Here is a 20,887-nt window from a genome sequence, read left to right on the forward strand (position 1 = left end):
CAGCAGGCTCATCGGTTGCCGATGGAGCCTGCTGCGAAGGACCTGCGCCCTCTTCTCAGTGCCTGGTCACCACCGACAAGGTACTGCCCAGGAAAAACGCCGGGGTCCGCCAACGGGCGAACAGCATCAGCACCAGGCCCAGCAGCAGGATGGTCATGGCGATGATGAACACCAGCCCCACGCCCGCGATATGCGAACCACTGCCGAAATCCGGGGAGATGCTGTCGAACGCCGTCTGCCAGAAGATCACCGAGAGCATCGTCGCCCCGAGCAACGGGCACAGGCCGCGCATGAGGAAATGCCGTAGGCTGAAGAACAGACTGTGGCGGAAATACCAGACGCAGGCGAACGCCGTCAGCGAGTAGTAGAAGCAGATCATCATGCCCAGGGCGGTGATGGTATCCGCCAGCACGTTGTCGCTAAGGGTGCGCATGGTCACGTAGAACGCCCCGGTGGCGATGCCCGCGGCGATCGTGGCGTAGCGCGGAGTGCGCGAGCGTGGGCAGATGCTGGCGAAACGTTGCGAAACCGCCCCGTAGTAACCCATCGCCAAGAGGGTGCGCGCCGGCGAGATGAAGGTCGATTGCAACGACGCAGCGGTGCTGGCCAGTACCGCCACCGACATCAGGATCGCCAGCGGCCCCATCACCGGACCGGCCAGGTGGGCGAAGACGTTTTCCTGGATCTGCGGATTGCCCAGGCCCCAGCCCGTCTCGCCAATGCCGGCGAACTGCAGGGTCGCGGCAGCGGTGAACAGGTACAACGCCAGGATCACCAGCACCGTCAAGGTGGCGGCACGTCCGGGCACCTTTTCGCTGCCGACCGACTCCTCGCTGACGGTCAGGCACAGGTCCCAGCCCCAGAAGATGAAGATCGACAACGACAGCCCCGCGGCGAAGGCCGAGAACGACTCGATGTTGAAGGGGTTGAACCATTCGGCGTGGAACACCACCGGTGCCGAGGGGGGCGCGGCCTGGAACGCCGCGATGGAGAAGCCGATCAGCACCAGCAACTGCAGGGCGACCAGGGCATATTGCACGCGCATGGTCATGCCGATGCCGCGGCAACTGATCCACACCGCGATGGAGATGAACACGCAGCAGGTGACGATGTTGACCAGCAGGTTTTCCCGCATCTGCGCCAGTTCCGGGATACCGGTGAGCTGGGCGAGGAACAGGTAGAAGAAGTCCACGGCCACGCCGGCGAGGTTGGACAGCACGATGGTGGTCGCCGTGACCAGCCCCCAGCCGCCGATCCAGCCGATCATCGGGCCAAACGCCCGGGCCGACCAGGTGAACGAGGTGCCACTGTCCGGCTCGGCCGCGTTCAGTTCGCGATAGCCCAGCGCGACCAGCAGCATCGGCAGGAAGCCGACGATGAACACCGCGGGCAGATACACGCCCACTTCCCGCACGGTGGGCCCCAGTGCGCCGGTCAGGGTGTAGACCGGCGCGATGGTCGATATGCCCAGCACCACACAGGCCAACAGCCCAACCTTGCCCTGGGCCAGGCCCTTGGCGTTCACGGAGTCGTCCGTGCCAGTTGTCTCGCGGCCCCGGGCGGCCTCGATGTATTCACTCATAAGCCTTTGTCACCTTTTGGAATTATTTTCAGTGCCGCTGGATCAGGTCCAGGCTCCCGTCAGCGCGCCGCACGTGCCTCGGCGTAGCGCTGGCAAGCCTCCCTGAATGCCTGGAACAGCGTGAGCGACTCGGGGTTGTCCTCCAGGCGCCACTCCGGATGCCATTGCACCCCCACGACAAAGCCTCGCGAGTCATGGACGGAAACGGCTTCGACCAGACCATCCGGGGCCAGCGCCTCGACCCGCAGGGCGGGCGCCAGGCGGTCGATACCCTGGCTGTGCAGCGAGTTGACGCGAAACTCGGCTGGCAGGCCAAGCTGCTCGAACACGCCGCCGGGTTGCACGTGGACCGCATGTTGCGGCGCGTAGTGTTCGGCCAGCGTTTCCCCTTGCGGTTCGCGGTGGTCGAGGAAACCGGGCAGCTCCTGCACGCGCTGGTGCAGCGAACCGCCCAGGCTGACGTTGAGTTCCTGGAAGCCGCGGCAGATGCAGAACACCGGGATGCCCCGGTCGATCGCCAGGCGCAGCAGCGGCAAGGTGTTGGCGTCGCGGGCCGCATCGTGGGCGGTGCCTTCCAGGCTCGGCTCGCCCTGGTAGAGGGAGGGATGGACGTTGGAAGGCGAACCGGTGAACAGCAGGCCATCGAGGTGTTCCAGCAGATCCCGCGGATCGCTGGGCCTGCTGCGCGCCGGCAGCAACACCGGCAGCCCGGCCTGGGCTGCGGCTTCGACATACTTGTCGCCGACGGTGTGGGAATCGTATTTACCGAGCAGTTGCCGGCAGGCGGTGACACCGATCAGGGGCACGCGGGACATGGTCAATCTCCAGAAAGATGCCGCCGGCGCAGGGCCGACGGCAGACACTCAGATACCCAGGCGATCACGCAACTGGTAGTAGGCGGCGCCCATGGCCGTGAACGGCACGCGCAGCAGTCGACCACCGGGGAATGGGTAGTGGGTCAGGCCCGCCAGGGCGTCGAAACGCTCGGCCTGGCTGCGCAGGGCCTCGGCCAGCACCTTGCCGGCCAGGTGGGTGTAGGTCACACCGTGCCCACTGCAGCCCTGGGAGTAGTAGATGTTGTCGCCCAGGCGACCGACCTGCGGCAGGCGCGACAGGGTCAGCAGGAAGTTGCCGGTCCAGGTGAAGTCGATCTTCACGTTCTTGAGCTGCGGGAAGGTCTTGAGCATTTTCGGCCGGATGATCGCCTCGATATCCGCCGGGTCACGCGCGCCATAGACCACGCCACCGCCGTAGATCAGGCGGCGGTCGGCGGTGAGGCGGAAGTAGTCGAGCAGGTAGTTGCAGTCCTCCACGCAGTAGTCCTGCGGCAGCAGGCTGCGCGCCAGGTCCTCGGGCAGCGGCTCGGTGGCGAGCACCTGGGTACCGCACGGCATGGACTTGGCAGCCAACTCCGGCACCAGCCCGCCGAGGTAGGCGTTGCCGGCCACCACGACGAACTTGGCCCGCACCTGGCCTTTCGGTGTGTGCACCACCGGGTGCTCGCCCCGCTCGATCCGGGTCGCCGGGCTCTGTTCGTGGATGGCGCCACCCAGCGAGGCGACGGCCGCCGCTTCACCCAGGGCCAGGTTGAGCGGATGGATGTGACCGCCGCTCATGTCGAGCATGCCGCCGACATAACGGTCGGTGCCGACCACCTCGCGGATCCGCCGCTCGTCCATCAGTTCGAGTTGGGTGTGCCCGTAGCGCTCCCAGAGCTTCTTCTGCGATTCCAGGTGAGCCAGTTGCTTGGGGGTGATGGCGGCGAACACACCGCCGTCCTTCAGGTCGCAGTCGATACCGTAGCGCGCGACGCGCTCACGGATGATCCGCCCGCCCTCGAAGGCCATTTCGCCCAGCAGTTGTGCCTGGCGGGCGCCGGTCTGGCGCTCGATGACATCGATATCGCGGCTGTAGCTGTTGACGATCTGCCCGCCATTGCGGCCCGAGGCGCCGAAGCCGACCTTGGCCGCCTCCAGCACCGTGACCCTGAAGCCGTGCTCCAGCAGGAACAGCGCGGTGGACAGCCCGGTGTAGCCCGCGCCGATGATGCAGACATCCGTCTCCACCGATTCGGTGAGGGCTGGATAGTCGGTGTTCAGGTTACGCGACGCCGCGTAGAAACTTGCAACGTGATTGTTCATAGCGAAATTCCTCGAACATGAAAGCGATGCCCGTCAGAGCTTGATCCAGGTCGCCTTCAGCTCCGTGTATTTGTCGAAGGCATGCAGCGATTTATCGCGACCGTTACCGGACTGCTTGAAGCCACCAAACGGCGCGGTCATGTCACCGCCGTCGTACTGGTTGACCCACACGCTGCCGGCGCGCAACGCCCGCGCCAGGCGATGGGCCCGCGACAGGTTCTGCGTCCACACGGCAGCCGCCAGGCCGTAGGGGGTGTCGTTGGCGATACGCACGGCTTCGGCCTCGTCGTCGAAATCGATGACCGAGAGCACCGGGCCGAAAATCTCTTCCCGAGCGATGCGCATGGCGTTGTCAACGCCGTCGAAGACCGTCGGCTCGACGTAGCTGCCACCGGTATCCTGCAACGCCCGCCGGCCACCACTGACCAGTTGCGCACCCTCCTGCCGGGCGGACTCGATGAAGCCCAGCACCGTTTGCAGGTGGCCGTCGTCGACCAGGGCACCGACGCGGGTGTCCGGGTCAAGGGCGTGGCCGGGTTTCCACTGTTGCAGCGCCTCGATCACCAGCGGCAGGAAGCGGGCCTTGATCGAGCGCTCGACCAGCAGGCGCGAGCCAGCGATGCACACTTCGCCCTGGTTGAAGGCGATGGCCGTGGCGGCGGCTTCGGCGGCGGCTTGCAGGTCCGGCGCATCGGCAAACACGATGTTCGGGCTCTTGCCACCGGCCTCCAGCCAGACCCGCTTCATGTTCGACTCGCCGGCATAGACCAGCAGTTGCTTGGCAATGCGGGTGGAGCCGGTGAACACCAGGGTATCCACGTCCATGTGCAGTGCCAGGGCCTGCCCGACGGTGTGGCCGAAGCCCGGCAGCACGTTGAACACACCCGCCGGAATGCCTGCTTCAAGCGCGAGCTGGGCGATACGAATCGCGGTGAGCGGTGATTTCTCGGAAGGCTTGAGGATCACCGAGTTGCCGGTGGCCAGCGCCGGGCCGAGCTTCCAGCAGGCCATCATCAGCGGGAAGTTCCACGGCACGATGGCCGCGACCACGCCGACCGGCTCACGGGTCACCAGGCCCAACTGGTCAGGGGGCGTCGGGGCGACTTCGTCATACACCTTGTCGATGGCCTCGGCGCTCCAGCGAAGGGCGTTGGCCGCCGCCGGCACGTCGATGCTCAACGAGTCGCTGATGGGCTTGCCCATGTCCAGGGTTTCCAGCAGCGCCAGCTCCTCGGCATGGGCCAGCAGCCGGTCGGCGAAACCGATGAGCACGCGCTTGCGTTGCGCTGGCGCCTGGTTGCGCCAGTCACCGCGCTCGAAACTGGCCCGGGCGGCCTGCACCGCCAGCTCGGCGTCTTCGGCCATGCAACTGGCGATGTCCGCCAGCAGCCGACCGTCCACCGGGCTGGACTTGGCGAATGAACCACCGGCCACGGCGTCCCGATAGCTGCCGTCGATGAAGGCCCGACCTTCGATGCTCAAGCCGTTGAAGCGCTGTTCCCACTGTTCACGTGTTGTCGCTTTCATGGTCGGCTTCCTCAGACGGTGTGCAGGTACCAGTTGTATTCGAGGTCCGAAATGGTGGTTTCGAACTCCTGCATCTCGGCCTCCTTGCACGCCACGAAGATATCGATGTACTCGGGGCTGATGTACTGGTTCAGCACCTCGCTGTCGTCCAGCTCGCGCAAGGCATCGCGCAGGTTGTTCGGCAGGCTCTGTTCCAGTTGCTCGTAGGCGTTGCCATCGATGGGGTCGGTGGGTTCGAGCTGGTGGGTCAGGCCGTGATGAATACCGGCCAGGATCGACGCCATCATCAGGTACGGGTTGGCATCGGCACCGGCGACGCGGTGTTCGATACGAATGGCATCGGCGCCACCGGTAGGCACGCGTACCGCCACGGTGCGGTTGTCCAGGCCCCAGCTCGGCGCGTTGGGCACATAGAACTGGGCGCCGAAACGGCGGTAGGAGTTGACGTTGGGGCAGAGAAAGGCCATCGACGCCGGCATGGTTTCCAGCACCCCGGCGATCGCGTGGCGCAACGGCGCGTGGGTCTGCGGGTCGTCGGTGGCGAAGATGTTCTTGCCGGTCTGCTTGTCGATCAGCGAGATGTGCACATGCAGGCCGTTACCGGCCTGGCCCGGATAGGGCTTGGCCATGAAGGTCGAGTCCATCTCGTGGTCGTAGGCGATGTTCTTCACCAGGCGCTTGAGCAGCACCGCGTAGTCGCAGGCCTTGAGCGCATCCTCCACGTGGTGCAGGTTGACCTCGAACTGCGCGGGGGCACTTTCCTTGACGATCGCGTCGGCCGGGATGCCCTGCTCCTTCGCCGCTTCGAGCATGTCCTGGAGGCAGTCGACGTACTCGTCGAGGTCGTCGATCAGGTACACCTGGGTCGACATCGGCCGCTTGCCGGAGATCGGCGAGCGTGGCGGCTGCGGCCGGCCGTTCACGTTTTCCTGGTCGATCAGGTAGAACTCCAGCTCGAACGCCGCGCAGATGGTCAGCCCCAGCGCATCGAACTTCTGCACCACCTGCCGCAGCACTTCCCGCGGGTCGGCGAAGAATGGCCGGCCGTCGAGCTCGTGCATGGTCATCAGCAATTGCGCGGTCGGGCGCTTCTGCCAGGGCTCGGCGCTCAGGGTGTTGGGGATCGGGTAGCAGATGCGGTCGGCATCGCCGATGTCCAGGCCCAGGCCGGAGCTTTCGACGGTGGAGCCGTTGATGTCCAGGGCGAATAGCGAAGCGGGAAGATTGATGCCTTTCTCGTAAACCTTGTGCAGGCTGCCGCGCTCGACGCGCTTGCCACGCACGACACCGTTCATGTCGGTGATCAGCAGGTCGACGAACTGAATGTCGGGGTTCTCCTTGAGGAAGATGTTCGCTTCATTGAGCTGCACGACACGAGGGGAGACTGGGGAATTCATGACGGGGTACATCCTTGGCGCTGACGGGCTCCAGCGAAACGGTTCGCGAGCCTGCACAGCGTATTTGTTATTTGGCCAACGGCGGGCGGTGGTCCTGCACAGACCTGCGCGCCCGTCCGTGTGCCATTGATTCGCAGTAGCACGCCGAGTATAAGGTGGCACCAACGCAAGCCACATCGGCAAACTGGCAAAGGAAGATTGCAACGATGCAATATCAAGTCACCCACAGTGACCTGCACCTGGTGCTGGCACTGGTGCGCGGACGCACCCTGGCCAGGGCCGCCGAGCAACTGCAGGTGGACGTCTCGACGGTGTTCCGGGCGATCCGCAAGCTGGAGGCCAACCTGGAAGTCGCGCTGTTCGACAAAAACCGCCGCGGCTACACCCCCACCGAAAGCGCCAAGGCGATCGCCGAGCAGGCCGAACGGGCCGAACAGGCGCTGGAGACGGCGCGCATCGCCCTGGCCCATGGGGAAAATGTCATCAGCGGCACGGTGCGCCTGACCTGCACCGATGCGGTGCTGCGCAGCCTGCTGCTGCCCGGACTCTCGACGCTGATGCCGCGCTACCCGGCCATTTCCCTGGAGATCGCCACCTCCAACAACTTCGCCAGCCTGAGCCGACGTGACGCGGACATTGCCCTGCGCCTGTCCAACTCGCCCCCCGAGCATCTGGTGGGACGGCGCCTGGGCAAGAGCTCCTACTTCGTCTGCGGGCACGCGAGTTTTCGCGAGGGCTATCGGCAGTCACCCACCGAGCAGCCCTGGATCGCCCCGAACGACTCCCTGGCCGAGCATATCTCGGTGGTATGGCGCCAGCAGGTCTACCCTGGCCTGGTGCCACGCTATCGTTGCAGCAGCATGTCCTCGGTCGGCGGCCTGGTCGGCGCCGGCCTGGGCGTGGCGGCCCTGCCCGACTTCATGGTCAACAGCCTGGAAGGCGTGGAACGGCTGAGCGGGCCGCTGGAGGGGTGTGATACGGATATCTGGCTGCTGACGCGGCCGGACAACCTGTCGTTGCGTTCGGTGCAGATTTTGTTCGATGAGATGGCCAACCTGCTCAGGGGCATGATCGAAACCGGCGGGGCGCAGTAGACAACTGGCCGGTCACGCAGATGGCGCGCAGCGCCTTACAGGTACTTGGTGATCTGCCGGAACTCTTCCAGCGGCGCCCTTTCGCCATCGGCCAAGGCACCGACGGCGTGCTCCAGGCAATGGTCGATATGATCCTGGATCAGCGTACGCTTGGCCTGGCAGACCGCCTTTTCGACCGCATGCAGTTGCTGGGCGATATCCACGCAGGCACGGCCATGCTCGATCATCGTGACAATGCTGCGCAGGTGACCTTCGGCGCGCTTGAGGCGCTTCACGATGGCCTCATGCGATTGATGCGTGTGGTCATGCGGCGGTGTGGGTTGGCTCATGGCACGGTCCGGCGGGAGTAAACACCCAGTATCCCCCAGGAGGGGTTGCTCTCCAAGCTCAAAGCAAGTCGATGCCGAATCGACGCAACACCAGGGCGAACAGCAGGAACGCCGCCAGGCTGATCAGGATCCCGACCAGCAGTGCCCACCAGAACCCCAGCCGCGCCAGCAGCAGCGGAAACACCAGGAACATCGGCAGCGTCGGCACGACGTACCAGAAGGTGTACCAGGCATGATTGGCGATCTTTTCCGGGCTCTGCTGCTCATAGTACAGCCAGATCAGCGTCAACAGCGTCACCAGCGGCAGCGCCGCAACCAGCCCGCCCAGCCTGTCACTGCGCCTGGCGAACTCCGACACCAGCACGACGATGGCGGAGGTGACGAAGTACTTGGTGAGTAGCCAGGTCATGGGCTTGGCGTCCGGGGGCGTAGTAGCTTGGGAATACCCTCATCCTATCCCCCAGGGGGGATACCTCAATACCTATCGACACTAATCGGGAAATTGGGACGGACTTATTTTTATAAGTACGGCAGGTGTAAAAGTAAGCCTTCTCCTATCTTCCAAATATATGCTACGCCAGGCTCTGAAAATGTATGCCGGAGGTAAGCTGCGATGAGTCCTTCCACCATGGTTGGCGATTGCGATGAGGTATTCACTGGCGTGCTCACGACACGGGAAGTCTGCCAAGTGCTGCGAGATGTCGTTCTTGGACGACGAACGATGGTGAAAGCCGGCAGACAAACCGAGAACGGGGCCGACACCGGCCACTTTGCGGTCGATGTCGAGGGGTGGCGAATCACGATTTGCAATGATGGCGATAAGCTCGACTATTGCGAGCAGACTCAGAGCCCGGATGGGAGAACGTGGCAGCTCGCTCCTGGAGATCGATACGGGACTGATCCCATTGCCCTGCTCAGCACCTGGGAGCACAGGGTGCTGGAAGGACTACTGAGAGCGCTTTGATCGCAATCCTGCTCTCTTATCCTACCCCCTTCCTCTGAGCCACCCCATATTCTGGTAAACTCCCCCATTCAGCCCCACGCCACTCAAGCCAGCGCCCTACCCATTCGCGCCGGCCGCGCCCACAGCGACCGATTTTCCATGCCCTTGAACGACGTTACCTCCTCCCGCCCCGAGCCCTCGCGCCGCTTCAGCGTGGCGCCGATGATGGACTGGACTGACCGCCATTGTCGGTACTTTCTGCGCCTGCTTTCCAGGCACACCCTGCTCTACACCGAGATGGTCACCACCGGCGCCATTCTCCATGGCGATCGTGAACGCTTCCTGCGCTACAACGCTTCCGAGCACCCGCTGGCACTGCAACTGGGCGGCAGCGTACCGGCCGACCTGGCCGCCTGCGCGCGGCTGGCCGAGGACGCCGGCTACGACGAGGTGAACCTCAATGTCGGCTGCCCCAGCGACCGGGTGCAGAACAACATGATCGGTGCCTGCCTCATGGGCCATCCGCAACTGGTGGCCGACTGCGTGAAGGCCATGCGCGATGCGGTGTCGATTCCGGTGACGGTCAAGCATCGTATCGGCATCAATGGCCGCGACAGTTATGAAGAACTCTGCGATTTCGTCGGCACGGTGCGCGAGGCCGGTTGCGGCAGTTTTACCGTGCATGCGCGGATCGCGATCCTGGAGGGGCTGTCACCCAAGGAGAACCGCGAGATTCCACCGCTGCGCTATGACGTGGCGGCGCGCTTGAAGCAGGACTTCCCGGAGCTGGAGATCGTGCTCAACGGCGGGATCAAGACGCTGGAGCAGTGCCAGGAGCACCTGCAGACCTTCGACGGGGTGATGCTGGGGCGCGAGGCCTATCACAACCCGTACCTGCTGGCTGAAGTGGATCAGCGGCTGTTCGGCAGCACGGCACCGGTGATTTCCCGGGCCGAGGCACTGGCGCAGTTGCGGCCTTATGTGGCCGAGCATATTGCCAGTGGCGGGGCCATGCATCATGTGACCCGGCATGTGCTGGGGCTGGGCACCGGCTTTCCGGGGGCGCGGCGGTTCCGCCAATTGCTGTCGGTGGATATTCACAAGGCGCAGGACCCGCTGGCGTTGCTGGATCAGGCGGGGGCTTTGCTGGAGGGACGGTGATTGCTGTCCTGGGAGTCAGTTGGAGCGGTGTTATCGTTCCCGACGCCTCGGTGAATCCTCCTCCCACAGCAGATCATCCCCCTGGAAAGCACGGACTAGCCTTTGACATGGCCAGCGCAAAAAGGGCGACATCCGTGGGGATGTCGCCCTTTTTTGTACGCCCTGAGGCGTCAGTGGCTCAACTGCGCTCCAGCGCGTTCACCAGGTCGTGAAACGCTTCGCGGTTGGAGTCGTTCAGCCCCATCAGGATCTTGTGCGCTTCCAGCACCTTGACCCGCACCACTTCTTCCGACTGGTCCTGCGAGGGCAGGTCGGTCAGGCATTCCGGGCACGGAATCGGGCGGTTGACGATGTTGAACACCTGGTCGAAGCCCATGGACTGCAGCAGGCGGGTAATGTCGTCGTGGACAGTCACCAGCGTCGGCAACAGGCCGACTTTCTGCCGCGACAGGATCGAAAGCTTGGCCAGCAAGCCCAGCGTGGTACTGTCGATGCTGCGGGTTTCGGTCAGGTCGATCACGATAGCGGTGAAGTTCAGCGCCGTGAAGATCTTCTCGATCGTGGCATCCAACGCCGAACACAGGGTCAGGCGCACTTCACCCACGAACTTCAGAACGAAGGTGCCATCCTGCTCGGCGAATTGGATTCTACCGGTACTCATCAAAGGTTCCTGCTCAACACTAACAGGGCGATATCATCCGGCATCTCCCCTAGCGTGGCCAATCCAAAAACCTGGCGCAAGCCATCCAGGCTGCCCCCGGCTGTTCTCACCAGTTCAGGCAAGGCAGCCTCTTTCTCTTTGAGTGTATCTTGTTGCAAAAGGTCCAGAATGCCATCAGACATCAGTGTAAGACTGAATGTCGGCGGCAGCTCCAGAATGTGATCCTCGTAGGCGGCCTCGTTGAACAGGCCGACCGGCAGACCACGCCCCTCCAGGTAACGCACGCTGTCCGGGGTGTAGAGCACCGGCAGCGGCAGGTGGCCACCGATGCTGTAGGTCAGCAGTCCGGTTTCCTCGTCGATCACGCCACCGACCATGGTCACGTGCTTGCCCAGCTTGCAGTTGATCAACCCGCGGTTGATATGGCCCAGCACCTGCGAGGGCTTGAACTCCGGCAGCGTGCCATTGCGCTTGGACTCGAACAGCAGGCGCGTGGTCATGAACTTCAACAGGACGGTGACGAACGCCGACGAAGCGCCATGCCCCGAGACATCCGCCAGGTAGAACGCCACCCGCCGCTCGTCGACCCGGAAGTAGTCGACGAAGTCGCCGGACAGGTACAGGGACGGGATGATCTGGTGGGCGAAGTGGAAATCGTCGATGCTCCACGGACTGACCGGCAGCATGTTCATCTGCACCTGGCGCCCGGCGTTCTGGTCTTCCTGCAGCAGGTGAAGGCTGGCTTCGAGTTCGCGGTTGGCGGCTTCGAGCTTTTCGCGGTAGCGCTGGTTCTCCAGCAGCAGGCGCGCCCGATCAAGGGCCCGGCGCACGGAGTGCTCCAGCACGGCGAGGTCTTCGAGGGGCTTGATCAGGTAGTCTGCCGCGCCCAAGCGCAGGGCCTCGACGGCATCGTTCATGACGCCAGCGCCCGAGACCACGATCACCGGTGTCTGCGGCGAAAGGTCGGAGACCTGGCGGATCAGTTCCAGGCCGCCCATCTGGGGCATGCGCAGGTCACAGATCACCAGGTCGGGCCTTGCTTGCTCGAATACCTGAAGTCCCTGCAGGCCGTTGCCGGCTTGCAGGACGCTGAATCCGCTGTCTTCCAAATAGGCCGCAAGGCTTGCGCGCACTACTTCGTCGTCATCTATTATCAGCAGCGTGGCACTGGTTTTCTGCATGTGGGCAAACGGCGCCAGAATTAGGTTGGCGTAGACAGCAGGGCCTGGACCCCGCTCGTACTACTGGATTCGCTTTCTAGCCTCTCCGGTTCGAGCCGACCGAACGATCAGGTCCGGTGCATCGGTATCAGAGGTGCCCTTCTAAGGCGCAGACGGTACTCCCATCCGCCGGGCGTTTCAAGCTCATGCCGATGGTCGCTTGAGGTCTTTACACCTTAAATCACCGGGAGTTATAAGAAGTGTGAAAACCACAACGGAATCGAAGGATGGAGTCGATGAGCCAAACCGATCGTGACTACGAGGAAAAGCGTGATTACATCCGGATGCGCGTCGATGCCGACGTGACGCTGATCCATGCCGGGCTGGAGATTTCGGCGGTGTGCGTGGACCTGTCCAGCAGCGGGATGCAGGTGGCGGCGCCGCGGGCGTTCAAGGCCGGCGATCAGTTGCTGGTGAGGATCGACTCCGATCATCCGTCGCTGAGGGGGCTGGAGGCGGAGACCGAGGTGGTTTGGGTGCGGGATCAGGATGGGGGGCAGCGGTTGGGGTTGCACATTCTCAAGATGAGTTGAGGCAGATCCCCGGGATCTCGGCGGTTCGCCGGCAAACCCGGCGCCCTCAAGGGCCAGCGGCGCTTGCGAAGCGGGTGTGTGTCTAGTCCTGAAATAGGTTTACACCTGTTCAGGTAGGCCCACAGGCCTCAAAACGCCCTATGCACCGCATCGGGCGTTTTGTTTTTCAGGGCCATGTGAGGCCGTTCTGTGTTGTAGATCTGCACTGCCTCATCGACCATCTTCCTCGCCTGCTCCAGATTTTCTGGGTTGCTCAACAGCAACTCTGTTTTGAGGATTCCGTTGATGCGCTCAGCAAGTGCGTTTTGGTAGCAGTCATATCCGTCAGTCATCGAGCACTGAACTCCGTGCCGTTGATGAAGTGACTGGTACAGCGCCGAGCAGTACTGGATGCCTCGGTCAGAGTGATGAACTAAGGGCTGACGACGACGCCGCTTGCGTAGGGCCTGTCTAAAGGCCTGGGCAACAGACTCCGCATGCAAACCTTCATGCACATGGTGCCCGACAATCTTTCTGGAATACGCATCCGTCACCAGACTTAGGTACAGTGGACCGCTACTGGCGGGCAGGTAAGTAATGTCCGCCACCCAGACGTGCTCCGGCCCTCCAGGGACCACCTGATTCGGGCCTGGCTTGAGTAGATTGGGATGCCGGTAGAAGCGGTGAAAGCTTTGCGTTGTCTTGTGGTACGCCCGCTTGGGCAACACCAGCAAGCGGTGCTCTCCCAAGACCTGAAATAGTCGGTCTCGGCCAATTCGGACCCGCCTATCCGGCTGGCAATGCAGCAGATAGTGCAGCTTCCTTGTACCCAGTCGTGGCTGACGCATCCGGACCTTTTGAACAAACTCAACGATCCGATCTGCCTGGTGTGCTTTGCTGTCAGCCGCTCGATTTCGCTTGTAGTAAGCCTGCCGGCTAATCCCCAGAAACCGACAAGTCCTGGCAATGCTCAGTCCTGCGACCTGACCTTGCGAGAGGACTTGCCGGATCGCTTTTTTACGACCGACACACCGTAGTCATTCTTCAGGACATCAACGACTTTCTCAAAGAACTGAGCCTTCTGGCTCATCAGCTCAAGCTGCTGCTCAAGCTCTTTGATCCGCTGCTCTGGAGTAAGCGTCTTGGGATCGGACATCACGCAGCTCCTCTCGGCTCGGATTGAGGCCCCCTGGCTCCAATCCTGCCGACCATGCTTACGCAACCATACCAGAACCGTCGACCGCCCCTGGATGCCATACCGCGCTTGGGCCTGCTTGTAGGTCAGCTCGCCTTTTTCGATCTGATCGACAACCGCCAATTTAAAAGACAGCGAGTAATCTCGCTGTGTGCGCTTTACACCTTGCTCCATCTGATTCTCCGGGATTTCGGGATGGAAGGTGTAAACCTTATTCAGGACGGGACAGTGAAATGAAAAAGGCGACTCCAGGAGTCGCCTTTTTGTTGGCCGGCCGACAACTAGAAGTCGTCGACGACCTTGCCGTCCTTCACCTTGAACTCGCGGTTCTGCAGGTAGGCGTTGCGGATGAAGATGTACTTGTCGCCGCTGATCAGCTTCTCGCTCGACAGCAGGCTGGCACGGGTGTCGATCACGTCCAGGCCCATGGTGATGTTGCGCGCCGGCACGTCGTGGATGTAGCGGTAGGGTTCGGTGTAGCTGTCGACCACCTTGGCCGGTGCATCGCGCAGGGTGCTCGGGCCGAAGAATGGAATGACCACGTAAGGGCCGCTGTCCAGGCCCCAATGGCCGAGGGTCTGGCCGAAGTCTTCGTCGTTGCGCTGCAGCCCCATTTTGGTGCCGACATCGAAGAAGCCGCCCACACCCAGGGTGGTGTTGAACAGCAGGCGCGCGGTATCGACACCCGCCGCCTGGGGCTTGAATTGCAGGACGTCGTTGACCAGGTTGCCGACGTCGCCGAAGTTGCGGAAGATGTTGTGGATGCCGTCTTCCAGGAACTGCGGGGTCACGGCCTGATAGCCCTGGGCCAAGGGTTTCAGGGCGTAGGTGTCCAGCGTATCGTTGAACTTGAAGATTGGACGGTTGACGCTTTCCCACGGATCTTCGTCGGCCGCGTGCGCGGCGAATGGCACCAGCGCCATGCTGGCACACAAAGACACCTGAGCTAGACGATCGATCCAGCGCATAAAAAGAAACTCCTTGGACGAGACGGGATGCGGGCGCCATGCCCTGACAATTGGGGTCAGTATAAAGCGGATACCTGCATTTAGGCAGTATGACCCAGACAAGTCCTACAAAGAATTACAAGTAGGACCGACAGCAAGGAGTCACTCAACTGTAATGGCAACGCCTTATTCTGCGAAGTTATTTCAAGGACGTTGCCATGCCACTCACCGCCGCCGCACCACTGCCCAACCCCACTGCCCTGCTGTTCGGCCTGACCGGCTGCCTGGTGGATTTCGGTGCCCGCGCCCGACATGGCCAACGCCCGGATGAACACAGCCACGCCACCCCTGGCGCACTGGAAGTGTTGCAGGATATGCAGCAGCTCGGCGTACCCTGCGCCTGGATGGATGAATTGCCCCATGAGGTCAGCACGCCCCTGGCCGCGACCCTGCCGGCCTGGGTGAAACCGGCTGGCGCCTGCCCTGATGCCCGTTGGCCATCGCCCAACGCCTGCTGGCAGGCATTGATGGGCCTTGGCGTGCCGCAACTGGAGGGCTGCGTGCTGGTCAGCGGCGAGCCGCGCCTGCTGCAGTCGGGGCTCAATGCCGGGCTGTGGACCATCGGCCTGGCCTCCTGCGGCCCGCTGTGCGGCCTGACCCCGGTGGAATGGCAGGCACTGAGCCGCCAGGAGCGGGAAAGCAAGCGCGGCAAGGCGACCGTGGCACTGTTCAGCCTCGGCGTGCATTCGGTGATCGACCACCTCGGCGAACTGTCCACTTGCCTCGCCGACATCGCCCTGCGTCGCCTCAAGGGCGAGAAGCCCTGATACGTGGCATTGATTGGGATCAGGCACGAATCGCCGCGGTGGATTACGCTGAAAGTCAGGCACCGACCTTTATCGCGTCACGAAGGTCTATGCCAGAGACTATCCATAGAAGGAAACCACCATGCCTGCCCGCGAACTGCAAGAACAACTCGACACCCTGCGCGAGCAACTTGAACAGAACCCGCCGCTGTCCGAGGCCGAGCGCGCCCATCTGCAGGACCTGATGCAGCAGATCGCACTGCAGTTGCAACTGGAAAGCGCAACCCAGGACACCAACCTGGCCGACGGGGTGAACCTGGCGGTCGAGCGCTTCGAACTCGAACACCCGACCATTGCCGGCACCCTGCGCAATATCGTGCGGACCCTGGGCGATATCGGTATCTGACCCTCCACCCGAACCCGAAAAAAAAGCCCCGACTCTCACGAGCCGGGGCTTTTTGATGACAGCTTGTTTCAGGCTATCACAGCCCTGATTGACCACTCAGGGCCAGGTCCATCAGCTCACGGTTGGCGACCGCGTACATGGCGTAGTCGGTGCCGCTGGCGGCACGGATTTCCACCAGCATCGCACGCCAGCGATCGGCCATGCTCGCGTTCTGCTCCAGCCACAGGGCCACACGGGCCTCCATGTCCTGCGGCGCATCGGCCAGCTTGAGCACCGAGATGGTGATCGCACGCTGCTGCCAGTCGACATCGTCGCGGAACGCCTCGCGGGCCTGGGCCTGCCAGTTGTTGGCCACGCGCAGGTCGCTGATCTGCTGGGAGTACCAGGTCAGGTCCAGGGCACTGCCCACCGCGAAGTAGGCCTTGGCCACTTCGGCAGCGTCGTGACCGGTGACGTCGGCAGCTTCGATGATCGGCAACAGGGTGTACAGGTGCGTGGTGCCGGCCACCATACGCGCCAGCAGTTCCGGTACGCCAGCCTTGACGTAGGCCTGGTAGCGGGTCTGCCAGACTTCACGGGTCGGACCTTCCAGCAGTTCGTCGAGCTTGAGGCCCAACGCCGCCAGGTGCGGACCGAAGTGCGCGACGTCACGGGCGGCGTCCTGCTCGTTGCGACGGCTGCGCAGGAACCAGCGGGTGGCACGACGGCCCAGGCGCATCAGCTCGTCCATCAGTTCCAGCTGGGTCTCGGCCGCGACCTTGTAGTCCAGGGCCTCGATCTGACGGAACCAGTGCGGCAGGTGGAAGATGTCCCGCACGATCACGTAGGCACCGGCGACGTTCGCCGGGCTCATGCCGGTGGACTCCTTCAGGCGCTGCACGAAGGTGATGCCCATGTGGTTGACCAGGTCGTTGGCGATCTGGGTGCTGACGATCTCGCGCTTGAGGCGGTGACGGCGCATGGCATCGGCGAACTTGCTCACCAGCATCGGTGGGAACGCGGTTTCCATGTCGCGGGTCAGGTAGTCGTCATCCGGTACCTTGGAGTCGAGCAGCGCGGCCTTGAGGTCGATCTTGCTGTAGGAGATCAGTACCGACAGCTCGGCACGGGTCAGGCCCTGGCCGGCGGCAACGCGTTCGGCCATCTGCTCTTCCGACGGCAGGAACTCGATGGCACGGTCCAGCTTGCCACGGCCTTCCAGGTCGCTCATCAGGCGCTTGTACTCGGCGATGCGGTCGTAGGCACGCCGCGCTGCCAGGGACAGGGCCTGGGTCTGCTTGTAGTTGTTGCCCAGCACCAGGCCGCCGACTTCGTCGGTCATGCTGCCCAGCAGTTGATTGCGCTGCTTCTCGGTCATATCGCCGGCCTGCACCACTTCGTTGAGCAGGATCTTGATATTCACCTCGTGGTCGGAGCAGTCCACGCCACCGGCGTTGTCGATGAAGTCGGTGTTGGAGCCGCCGCCATTGAGGCCGAACTCGACGCGACCGAGCTGGGTCATGCCCAGGTTGCCGCCCTCGCCCACCACCTTGCAGCGCAGTTCGTTGCCGTTCACCCGCAGGGCGTCGTTGGCCTTGTCGCCGACATCGGCGTGGCTTTCGCTGCTGGCCTTGACGTAGGTGCCGATACCGCCGTTCCACAACAGGTCCACCGGCGCCTTGAGCAAGGCGTTGAGCAGTTCGGTCGGGGTCAGCTTGTCGGCGCTGATGTCGAAGCGCTCTTTCATCTGCGGGGTGATGGTGATGCTCTTCGCGCTACGCGAGAAGATACCGCCGCCCTCGGACATAATGCTGGTGTCGTAGTCCGACCAGGCCGAACGCGGCAGGTCGAACAGGCGCTTGCGCTCGGCGAAGCTGGCCGCCGGCTCCGGGTTCGGGTCGATGAAGATGTGCAGGTGGTTGAACGCAGCGACCAGCTTGAGCTTGTCGGACATCAGCAGGCCGTTGCCGAACACGTCGCCGGCCATGTCGCCGATGCCGACCACGGTCACGCTGTCTTCCTGGACGTTGATGCCACGCTCGCGGAAGTGACGCTGCACGCCGACCCATGCGCCCTTGGCGGTGATGCCCATCTTCTTGTGGTCGTAACCGGCCGAGCCACCGGAAGCGAAGGCATCGCCCAGCCAGAAGCCGTAGTCGATGGCGATCCCGTTGGCGATGTCGGAGAAAGTCGCGGTGCCCTTGTCCGCCGCCACCACCAGGTACGGGTCATCGTCGTCATGCCGCACGACGTTGGCCGGCGGCACCAGCGCGCCGTCCTTCAGGTTGTCGGTGATGTCCAGCAGGCCGGAGATGAAGATGCGGTAGCAGGCGATGCCTTCGGCCGCGATCTCGTCACGGCTGCCGCCCAGCGGCAGGCGACGTGGCAGGAAGCCGCCCTTGGCGCCCACCGGCACGATCACCGAGTTCTTCACCTGCTGGGCTTTTACCAGGCCCAGTACTTCGGTACGGAAGTCTTCCTCGCGGTCCGACCAGCGCAGGCCGCCGCGGGCGACGTTGCCGAAACGCAGGTGCACACCCTCGACCCGTGGCGAATAGACGAAGATCTCGAATTTCGGCACCGGCTTGGGCAGCTCGGGGATCGCGTGCGGGTTGAACTTGAAGCTGAAGTACGACTTGTTCTGGCCGTTGGCGTCGGTCTGGTAGAAGTTGGTCCGCAGGGTCGCCTTGATCAGGTCGAGGTAGCGACGCAGGATGCGGTCTTCGTTCAGCACCTGGACGTCGTCCAGCGCGGTCAGGATCGCCTGCTCCAGGCGCTGCTGCTTATCGTCGAGGTCTTCGGCGCTGAGCTTGCGGGCCAGGTAGAAACGGGTCTTGAACAACCGGGTCAACTCGCGGGCGATATCGGTGTGGTTGTTCAGGGTGCTGGCGATGTAGCCGAGGTCGAAGCCCAGGCGGATCTGCTTGAGGTAGCGGGCGTAGGCACGCAACAGCGCCACGTCGCGCCATGGCAGGCCGGCGGTCAGCACCAGGCGGTTGAACGCGTCGTTCTCGACATCGCCACGAACGATGTGGACGAAGGCGTCCTGCAGGGTGTCATTGAGCTGCTGGATATCCAGGTCCAGGCCTTCGGCGGCGCTGAAGGCGAAGTCATGGATCCAGAACTCGCGACCGTTGCTGTGGCGCAGGCGGTAGGGGAACTCGCCCAGCACGCGCAGGCCGAGGTTCTCCAGGATCGGCAGCACGTCGGACAGCGCCAGCGGGGTATCGGCGTGGTAGAGCTTGCAATGCAGCTCACGCTGACCGACCTGGCCCAGCGGCTGGTAGAAGCTCATGACCAGAGGGTTGGCTTCGGTCAGGCTCAGCAGGTGCTGCATGTCGACCACCGCCGAGTGCGCGGCGAAACGCTCGCGATAACCGGCCGGGAAACCTTTCGGGAAGTCGGTCAGCACGTTGGTGCCATGGGCCTCGCCGAAGCTCTCGACCACCAGGCTGGCGTAATCGTCCTGCCAGCTGCGGCAGGCCTGGATCACTTCCTTCTCCAGCAGCACCGGATCGATGTCCAGGCGGTTCTTCGGGTCGACCCGCAGGATCAGTTGCACACGGGCCAGCACGGATTCGGAGAAGAAGGTCCAGAACTCGCAGTCGCTGGCCTTCAGGCGATCCATCAGCACCTGCTGGATCTTCTGGCGCACTTCGGTGGAATAGATGTCACGCGGCACATAGGCCAGGCAGTAGCAGAAGCGGCCGTACGGGTCCTTGCGCAGGAACACGCGGATCTTGTTGCGCTCCTGGATCTGCACGATCGACATCACGGTGCTGAACAGCTCGTCCACCGGGGTCTGGAACAGGTCGTCGCGCGGCAGCACTTCGAGTACCTGGGCCAGTTCCTTGCCCAGGTGGGCCTTGGACTGGAAGCCGGAACGGCGTTCGATTTCCTCGACCTTGCGACGGATGTACGGGATCACCCGCACGCTCTCGCCATAGACCGAGGAGGTGTAGAGACCGAGGAAGCGGCATTCCTTGATCACCTTGCCGTTGGCGTCGATCATCCGCACGGAGACGAAATCCGGATAGGCCGGACGGTGTACACGGCTTGGGTGCGCGGCCTTGGCGAACGACAGCGGGGTCGGTTCGGCCAGGTAGGCGACGGCGTAGTCCTCGATGCGCAGGTCTTCGGCGGTGAGGCCGGCGCGCAGCAGCTTGGTCAGGCCGAGGAAGGAATTGGGGTCATACTCGATGTGACCGCCGTCCTGGTCGCCGTGGACCACGAACTCCTCGTAGCCGAGGAAGGTGAAGTGGTTGTTCACCAGCCATTCGAGGAAGCTCTTGATTTCGGCCTTCTCATCGGCGGCGATGGCGAACTGGCTGTTGTCGATGCCCTGGATCAGCTCCTGGACCTTGGCCTTCATCGGCTCGAAGTCGGCGACCGCGACCCGGACTTCCGCCAGCACCTGCTCCAGCTCCTTGGACAGCACGTTCAGCTCGGCGGCGTTGGCGCAACGGTCGATCTCCAGGTACATCAGCGATTCGTTGAGAATCCCTTCGCCCTGGGTACCCTTTGGCAGAATCTCCAGCAATTCGCCCTTGCTGCCACGACGCACGCTGAGCACGGTGGTCTGCAGGGTATGGATGCTGTAGCCGCGGCGGTTGAGTTCGGTGCGTACCGAGTCCACCAGGAACGGCAGGTCGTGGTGCAGGACTTCCACGGCGGTGTGGGTCGATTGCCAGCCATGGCGTTCATAGTCCGGGTTGTAGACCCGTACTTGGGACTGGGCGTGGTCGAAGCGTTCGAGCAGGCGCCAGGCTGAGAGGGTGCAGCCGGCGAGATCGGAGAGTCGACGCTGGGTCAGTTCGTCCAGGGAAATGATGCCGAAGAACTGTTCAGCAAACAGCGCCACTTGTGGCAGTGCCTGCTCGCTGATGTGCTGCGCCAGTGCCGCTTGCAGTTGATGCTGGAAGTCGGCCTTGCTGGCTGCGGTGAAGAACGCCATCTGTGGTACTCCGCTTGGGCTTTGTTTTATATA

At 63.1% G+C, this 20,887-nt stretch carries 18 protein-coding genes; 6 read left to right on the forward strand and 12 right to left on the reverse strand.

Going from position 1 to position 20,887, the window contains the following annotated elements; translation table 11 throughout:
• Positions 1-55: 55 nt before the first annotated feature.
• From ACM62G_RS01370 to ACM62G_RS01390, 5 genes are read right to left on the reverse strand one after another with little or no spacing between them, the layout of a single operon-like run.
• Positions 56-1,582, reverse strand: a complete 1,527-nt coding sequence (locus ACM62G_RS01370) for an APC family permease (RefSeq protein ID WP_419736567.1) — start codon at positions 1,580-1,582, stop codon at positions 56-58.
• A 59-nt stretch (positions 1,583-1,641) separates the two neighbouring features.
• Complete coding sequence (locus ACM62G_RS01375) at positions 1,642-2,397, reverse strand: gamma-glutamyl-gamma-aminobutyrate hydrolase family protein (protein WP_419736568.1); 756 nt, start codon at positions 2,395-2,397, stop codon at positions 1,642-1,644.
• 48 nt (positions 2,398-2,445) lie between these two features.
• Positions 2,446-3,723: an NAD(P)/FAD-dependent oxidoreductase gene (locus tag ACM62G_RS01380; protein ID WP_416772650.1), complete on the reverse strand. Its 1,278-nt coding sequence runs from the start codon at positions 3,721-3,723 to the stop codon at positions 2,446-2,448.
• A gap of 33 nt (positions 3,724-3,756) precedes the next feature.
• Positions 3,757-5,250 carry an aldehyde dehydrogenase gene (locus tag ACM62G_RS01385; protein WP_419736569.1) on the reverse strand — a complete coding sequence of 498 codons (1,494 nt, stop codon included), beginning with the start codon at positions 5,248-5,250 and terminating at the stop codon, positions 3,757-3,759.
• 11 nt (positions 5,251-5,261) lie between these two features.
• Positions 5,262-6,647, reverse strand: a complete 1,386-nt coding sequence (locus ACM62G_RS01390) for a glutamine synthetase family protein (RefSeq protein ID WP_054056582.1) — start codon at positions 6,645-6,647, stop codon at positions 5,262-5,264.
• 206 nt (positions 6,648-6,853) lie between these two features.
• Here ACM62G_RS01390 and ACM62G_RS01395 point away from each other — a divergent pair, with 206 nt between their 5' ends.
• Positions 6,854-7,741, forward strand: coding sequence for a LysR family transcriptional regulator (locus tag ACM62G_RS01395; protein WP_054056583.1), 888 nt, complete (start codon positions 6,854-6,856; stop codon positions 7,739-7,741).
• 35 nt (positions 7,742-7,776) lie between these two features.
• On the opposite strand, the gene ACM62G_RS01400 is transcribed toward ACM62G_RS01395, so the two are convergent.
• Both ACM62G_RS01400 and ACM62G_RS01405 read right to left on the reverse strand, forming a co-directional pair.
• On the reverse strand, positions 7,777-8,070 hold the full coding sequence (locus tag ACM62G_RS01400) for a metal-sensing transcriptional repressor (RefSeq protein ID WP_054056584.1): 294 nt from the start codon (positions 8,068-8,070) through the stop codon (positions 7,777-7,779).
• A 58-nt stretch (positions 8,071-8,128) separates the two neighbouring features.
• Entirely contained in the window at positions 8,129-8,479 is a 351-nt protein-coding gene (locus ACM62G_RS01405) for a DUF3147 family protein (RefSeq protein WP_054056585.1), read from the reverse strand.
• A 204-nt stretch (positions 8,480-8,683) separates the two neighbouring features.
• Here ACM62G_RS01405 and ACM62G_RS01410 point away from each other — a divergent pair, with 204 nt between their 5' ends.
• Entirely contained in the window at positions 8,684-9,034 is a 351-nt protein-coding gene (locus tag ACM62G_RS01410) for a DUF7693 family protein (RefSeq protein WP_419736570.1), read from the forward strand.
• A 138-nt stretch (positions 9,035-9,172) separates the two neighbouring features.
• Entirely contained in the window at positions 9,173-10,174 is a 1,002-nt protein-coding gene (dusA, locus tag ACM62G_RS01415; RefSeq protein ID WP_419736571.1) for a tRNA dihydrouridine(20/20a) synthase DusA, read from the forward strand.
• 178 nt (positions 10,175-10,352) lie between these two features.
• Here dusA and rssC read toward each other — a convergent pair whose 3' ends face one another.
• Together rssC and rssB are read right to left on the reverse strand one after the other, a co-directional pair.
• Positions 10,353-10,835: an anti-sigma factor antagonist RssC gene (gene rssC, locus ACM62G_RS01420; RefSeq protein ID WP_054056588.1), complete on the reverse strand. Its 483-nt coding sequence runs from the start codon at positions 10,833-10,835 to the stop codon at positions 10,353-10,355.
• Positions 10,835-12,016: a two-component system response regulator RssB gene (gene rssB, locus ACM62G_RS01425; RefSeq protein WP_054056589.1), complete on the reverse strand. Its 1,182-nt coding sequence runs from the start codon at positions 12,014-12,016 to the stop codon at positions 10,835-10,837. Before rssB ends, rssC begins: the two co-directional genes overlap by 1 nt.
• A gap of 275 nt (positions 12,017-12,291) precedes the next feature.
• Between rssB and ACM62G_RS01430 the strand changes: the two genes are divergently transcribed.
• Positions 12,292-12,588 carry a PilZ domain-containing protein gene (locus tag ACM62G_RS01430; protein WP_054056590.1) on the forward strand — a complete coding sequence of 99 codons (297 nt, stop codon included), beginning with the start codon at positions 12,292-12,294 and terminating at the stop codon, positions 12,586-12,588.
• 128 nt (positions 12,589-12,716) lie between these two features.
• On the opposite strand, the gene ACM62G_RS01435 is transcribed toward ACM62G_RS01430, so the two are convergent.
• Together ACM62G_RS01435 and ACM62G_RS01440 are read right to left on the reverse strand one after the other, a co-directional pair.
• Positions 12,717-13,936, reverse strand: a protein-coding gene (locus ACM62G_RS01435) for an IS3 family transposase (protein ID WP_419736572.1) whose coding sequence is annotated in 2 segments (ribosomal slippage) — positions 12,717-13,588 and positions 13,588-13,936 — 1,221 coding nt in all. Because the reading frame shifts where the segments join, the coding sequence is not laid out codon by codon here.
• A 107-nt stretch (positions 13,937-14,043) separates the two neighbouring features.
• On the reverse strand, positions 14,044-14,730 hold the full coding sequence (locus tag ACM62G_RS01440) for a VacJ family lipoprotein (protein WP_054056591.1): 687 nt from the start codon (positions 14,728-14,730) through the stop codon (positions 14,044-14,046).
• A 197-nt stretch (positions 14,731-14,927) separates the two neighbouring features.
• Between ACM62G_RS01440 and ACM62G_RS01445 the strand changes: the two genes are divergently transcribed.
• Together ACM62G_RS01445 and ACM62G_RS01450 are read left to right on the forward strand one after the other, a co-directional pair.
• A complete protein-coding gene (locus ACM62G_RS01445) occupies positions 14,928-15,536 on the forward strand; it encodes an HAD family phosphatase (RefSeq protein ID WP_419736573.1) in 609 nt (202 codons plus the stop codon).
• Between the two features lie 121 nt (positions 15,537-15,657).
• Complete coding sequence (locus ACM62G_RS01450) at positions 15,658-15,921, forward strand: DUF4404 family protein (protein ID WP_054056593.1); 264 nt, start codon at positions 15,658-15,660, stop codon at positions 15,919-15,921.
• Positions 15,922-15,997: 76 nt separating this feature from the next.
• Here ACM62G_RS01450 and ACM62G_RS01455 read toward each other — a convergent pair whose 3' ends face one another.
• The gene (locus ACM62G_RS01455; protein ID WP_419736574.1) at positions 15,998-20,854 is read right to left on the reverse strand and encodes an NAD-glutamate dehydrogenase; all 4,857 of its coding nucleotides are present in this window, start codon (positions 20,852-20,854) and stop codon (positions 15,998-16,000) included.
• Between the last annotated feature and the right edge of the window lie 33 nt (positions 20,855-20,887).

It is taken from the genome of Pseudomonas sp. COR18 (assembly GCF_048568395.1).
Classification (GTDB): Bacteria; Pseudomonadota; Gammaproteobacteria; order Pseudomonadales; family Pseudomonadaceae; genus Aquipseudomonas; species Aquipseudomonas fuscovaginae_B.

Bases quoted from the DNA above. Each gene is read 5' to 3' on its own strand.
- ACM62G_RS01370 (WP_419736567.1), bottom strand. From the start codon at position 1,582: ATGAGTGAATACATCGAGGCCGCCCGGGGCCGCGAGACAACTGGCACG.
- ACM62G_RS01375 (WP_419736568.1), bottom strand. From the start codon at position 2,397: ATGTCCCGCGTGCCCCTGATCGGTGTCACCGCCTGCCGGCAACTGCTC.
- ACM62G_RS01380 (WP_416772650.1), bottom strand. From the start codon at position 3,723: ATGAACAATCACGTTGCAAGTTTCTACGCGGCGTCGCGTAACCTGAAC.
- ACM62G_RS01385 (WP_419736569.1), bottom strand. From the start codon at position 5,250: ATGAAAGCGACAACACGTGAACAGTGGGAACAGCGCTTCAACGGCTTG.
- ACM62G_RS01390 (WP_054056582.1), bottom strand. From the start codon at position 6,647: ATGAATTCCCCAGTCTCCCCTCGTGTCGTGCAGCTCAATGAAGCGAAC.
- ACM62G_RS01395 (WP_054056583.1), top strand. From the start codon at position 6,854: ATGCAATATCAAGTCACCCACAGTGACCTGCACCTGGTGCTGGCACTG.
- ACM62G_RS01400 (WP_054056584.1), bottom strand. From the start codon at position 8,070: ATGAGCCAACCCACACCGCCGCATGACCACACGCATCAATCGCATGAG.
- ACM62G_RS01405 (WP_054056585.1), bottom strand. From the start codon at position 8,479: ATGACCTGGCTACTCACCAAGTACTTCGTCACCTCCGCCATCGTCGTG.
- ACM62G_RS01410 (WP_419736570.1), top strand. From the start codon at position 8,684: ATGAGTCCTTCCACCATGGTTGGCGATTGCGATGAGGTATTCACTGGC.
- dusA (WP_419736571.1), top strand. From the start codon at position 9,173: ATGCCCTTGAACGACGTTACCTCCTCCCGCCCCGAGCCCTCGCGCCGC.
- rssC (WP_054056588.1), bottom strand. From the start codon at position 10,835: ATGAGTACCGGTAGAATCCAATTCGCCGAGCAGGATGGCACCTTCGTT.
- rssB (WP_054056589.1), bottom strand. From the start codon at position 12,016: ATGCAGAAAACCAGTGCCACGCTGCTGATAATAGATGACGACGAAGTA.
- ACM62G_RS01430 (WP_054056590.1), top strand. From the start codon at position 12,292: ATGAGCCAAACCGATCGTGACTACGAGGAAAAGCGTGATTACATCCGG.
- ACM62G_RS01440 (WP_054056591.1), bottom strand. From the start codon at position 14,730: ATGCGCTGGATCGATCGTCTAGCTCAGGTGTCTTTGTGTGCCAGCATG.
- ACM62G_RS01445 (WP_419736573.1), top strand. From the start codon at position 14,928: ATGCCACTCACCGCCGCCGCACCACTGCCCAACCCCACTGCCCTGCTG.
- ACM62G_RS01450 (WP_054056593.1), top strand. From the start codon at position 15,658: ATGCCTGCCCGCGAACTGCAAGAACAACTCGACACCCTGCGCGAGCAA.
- ACM62G_RS01455 (WP_419736574.1), bottom strand. From the start codon at position 20,854: ATGGCGTTCTTCACCGCAGCCAGCAAGGCCGACTTCCAGCATCAACTG.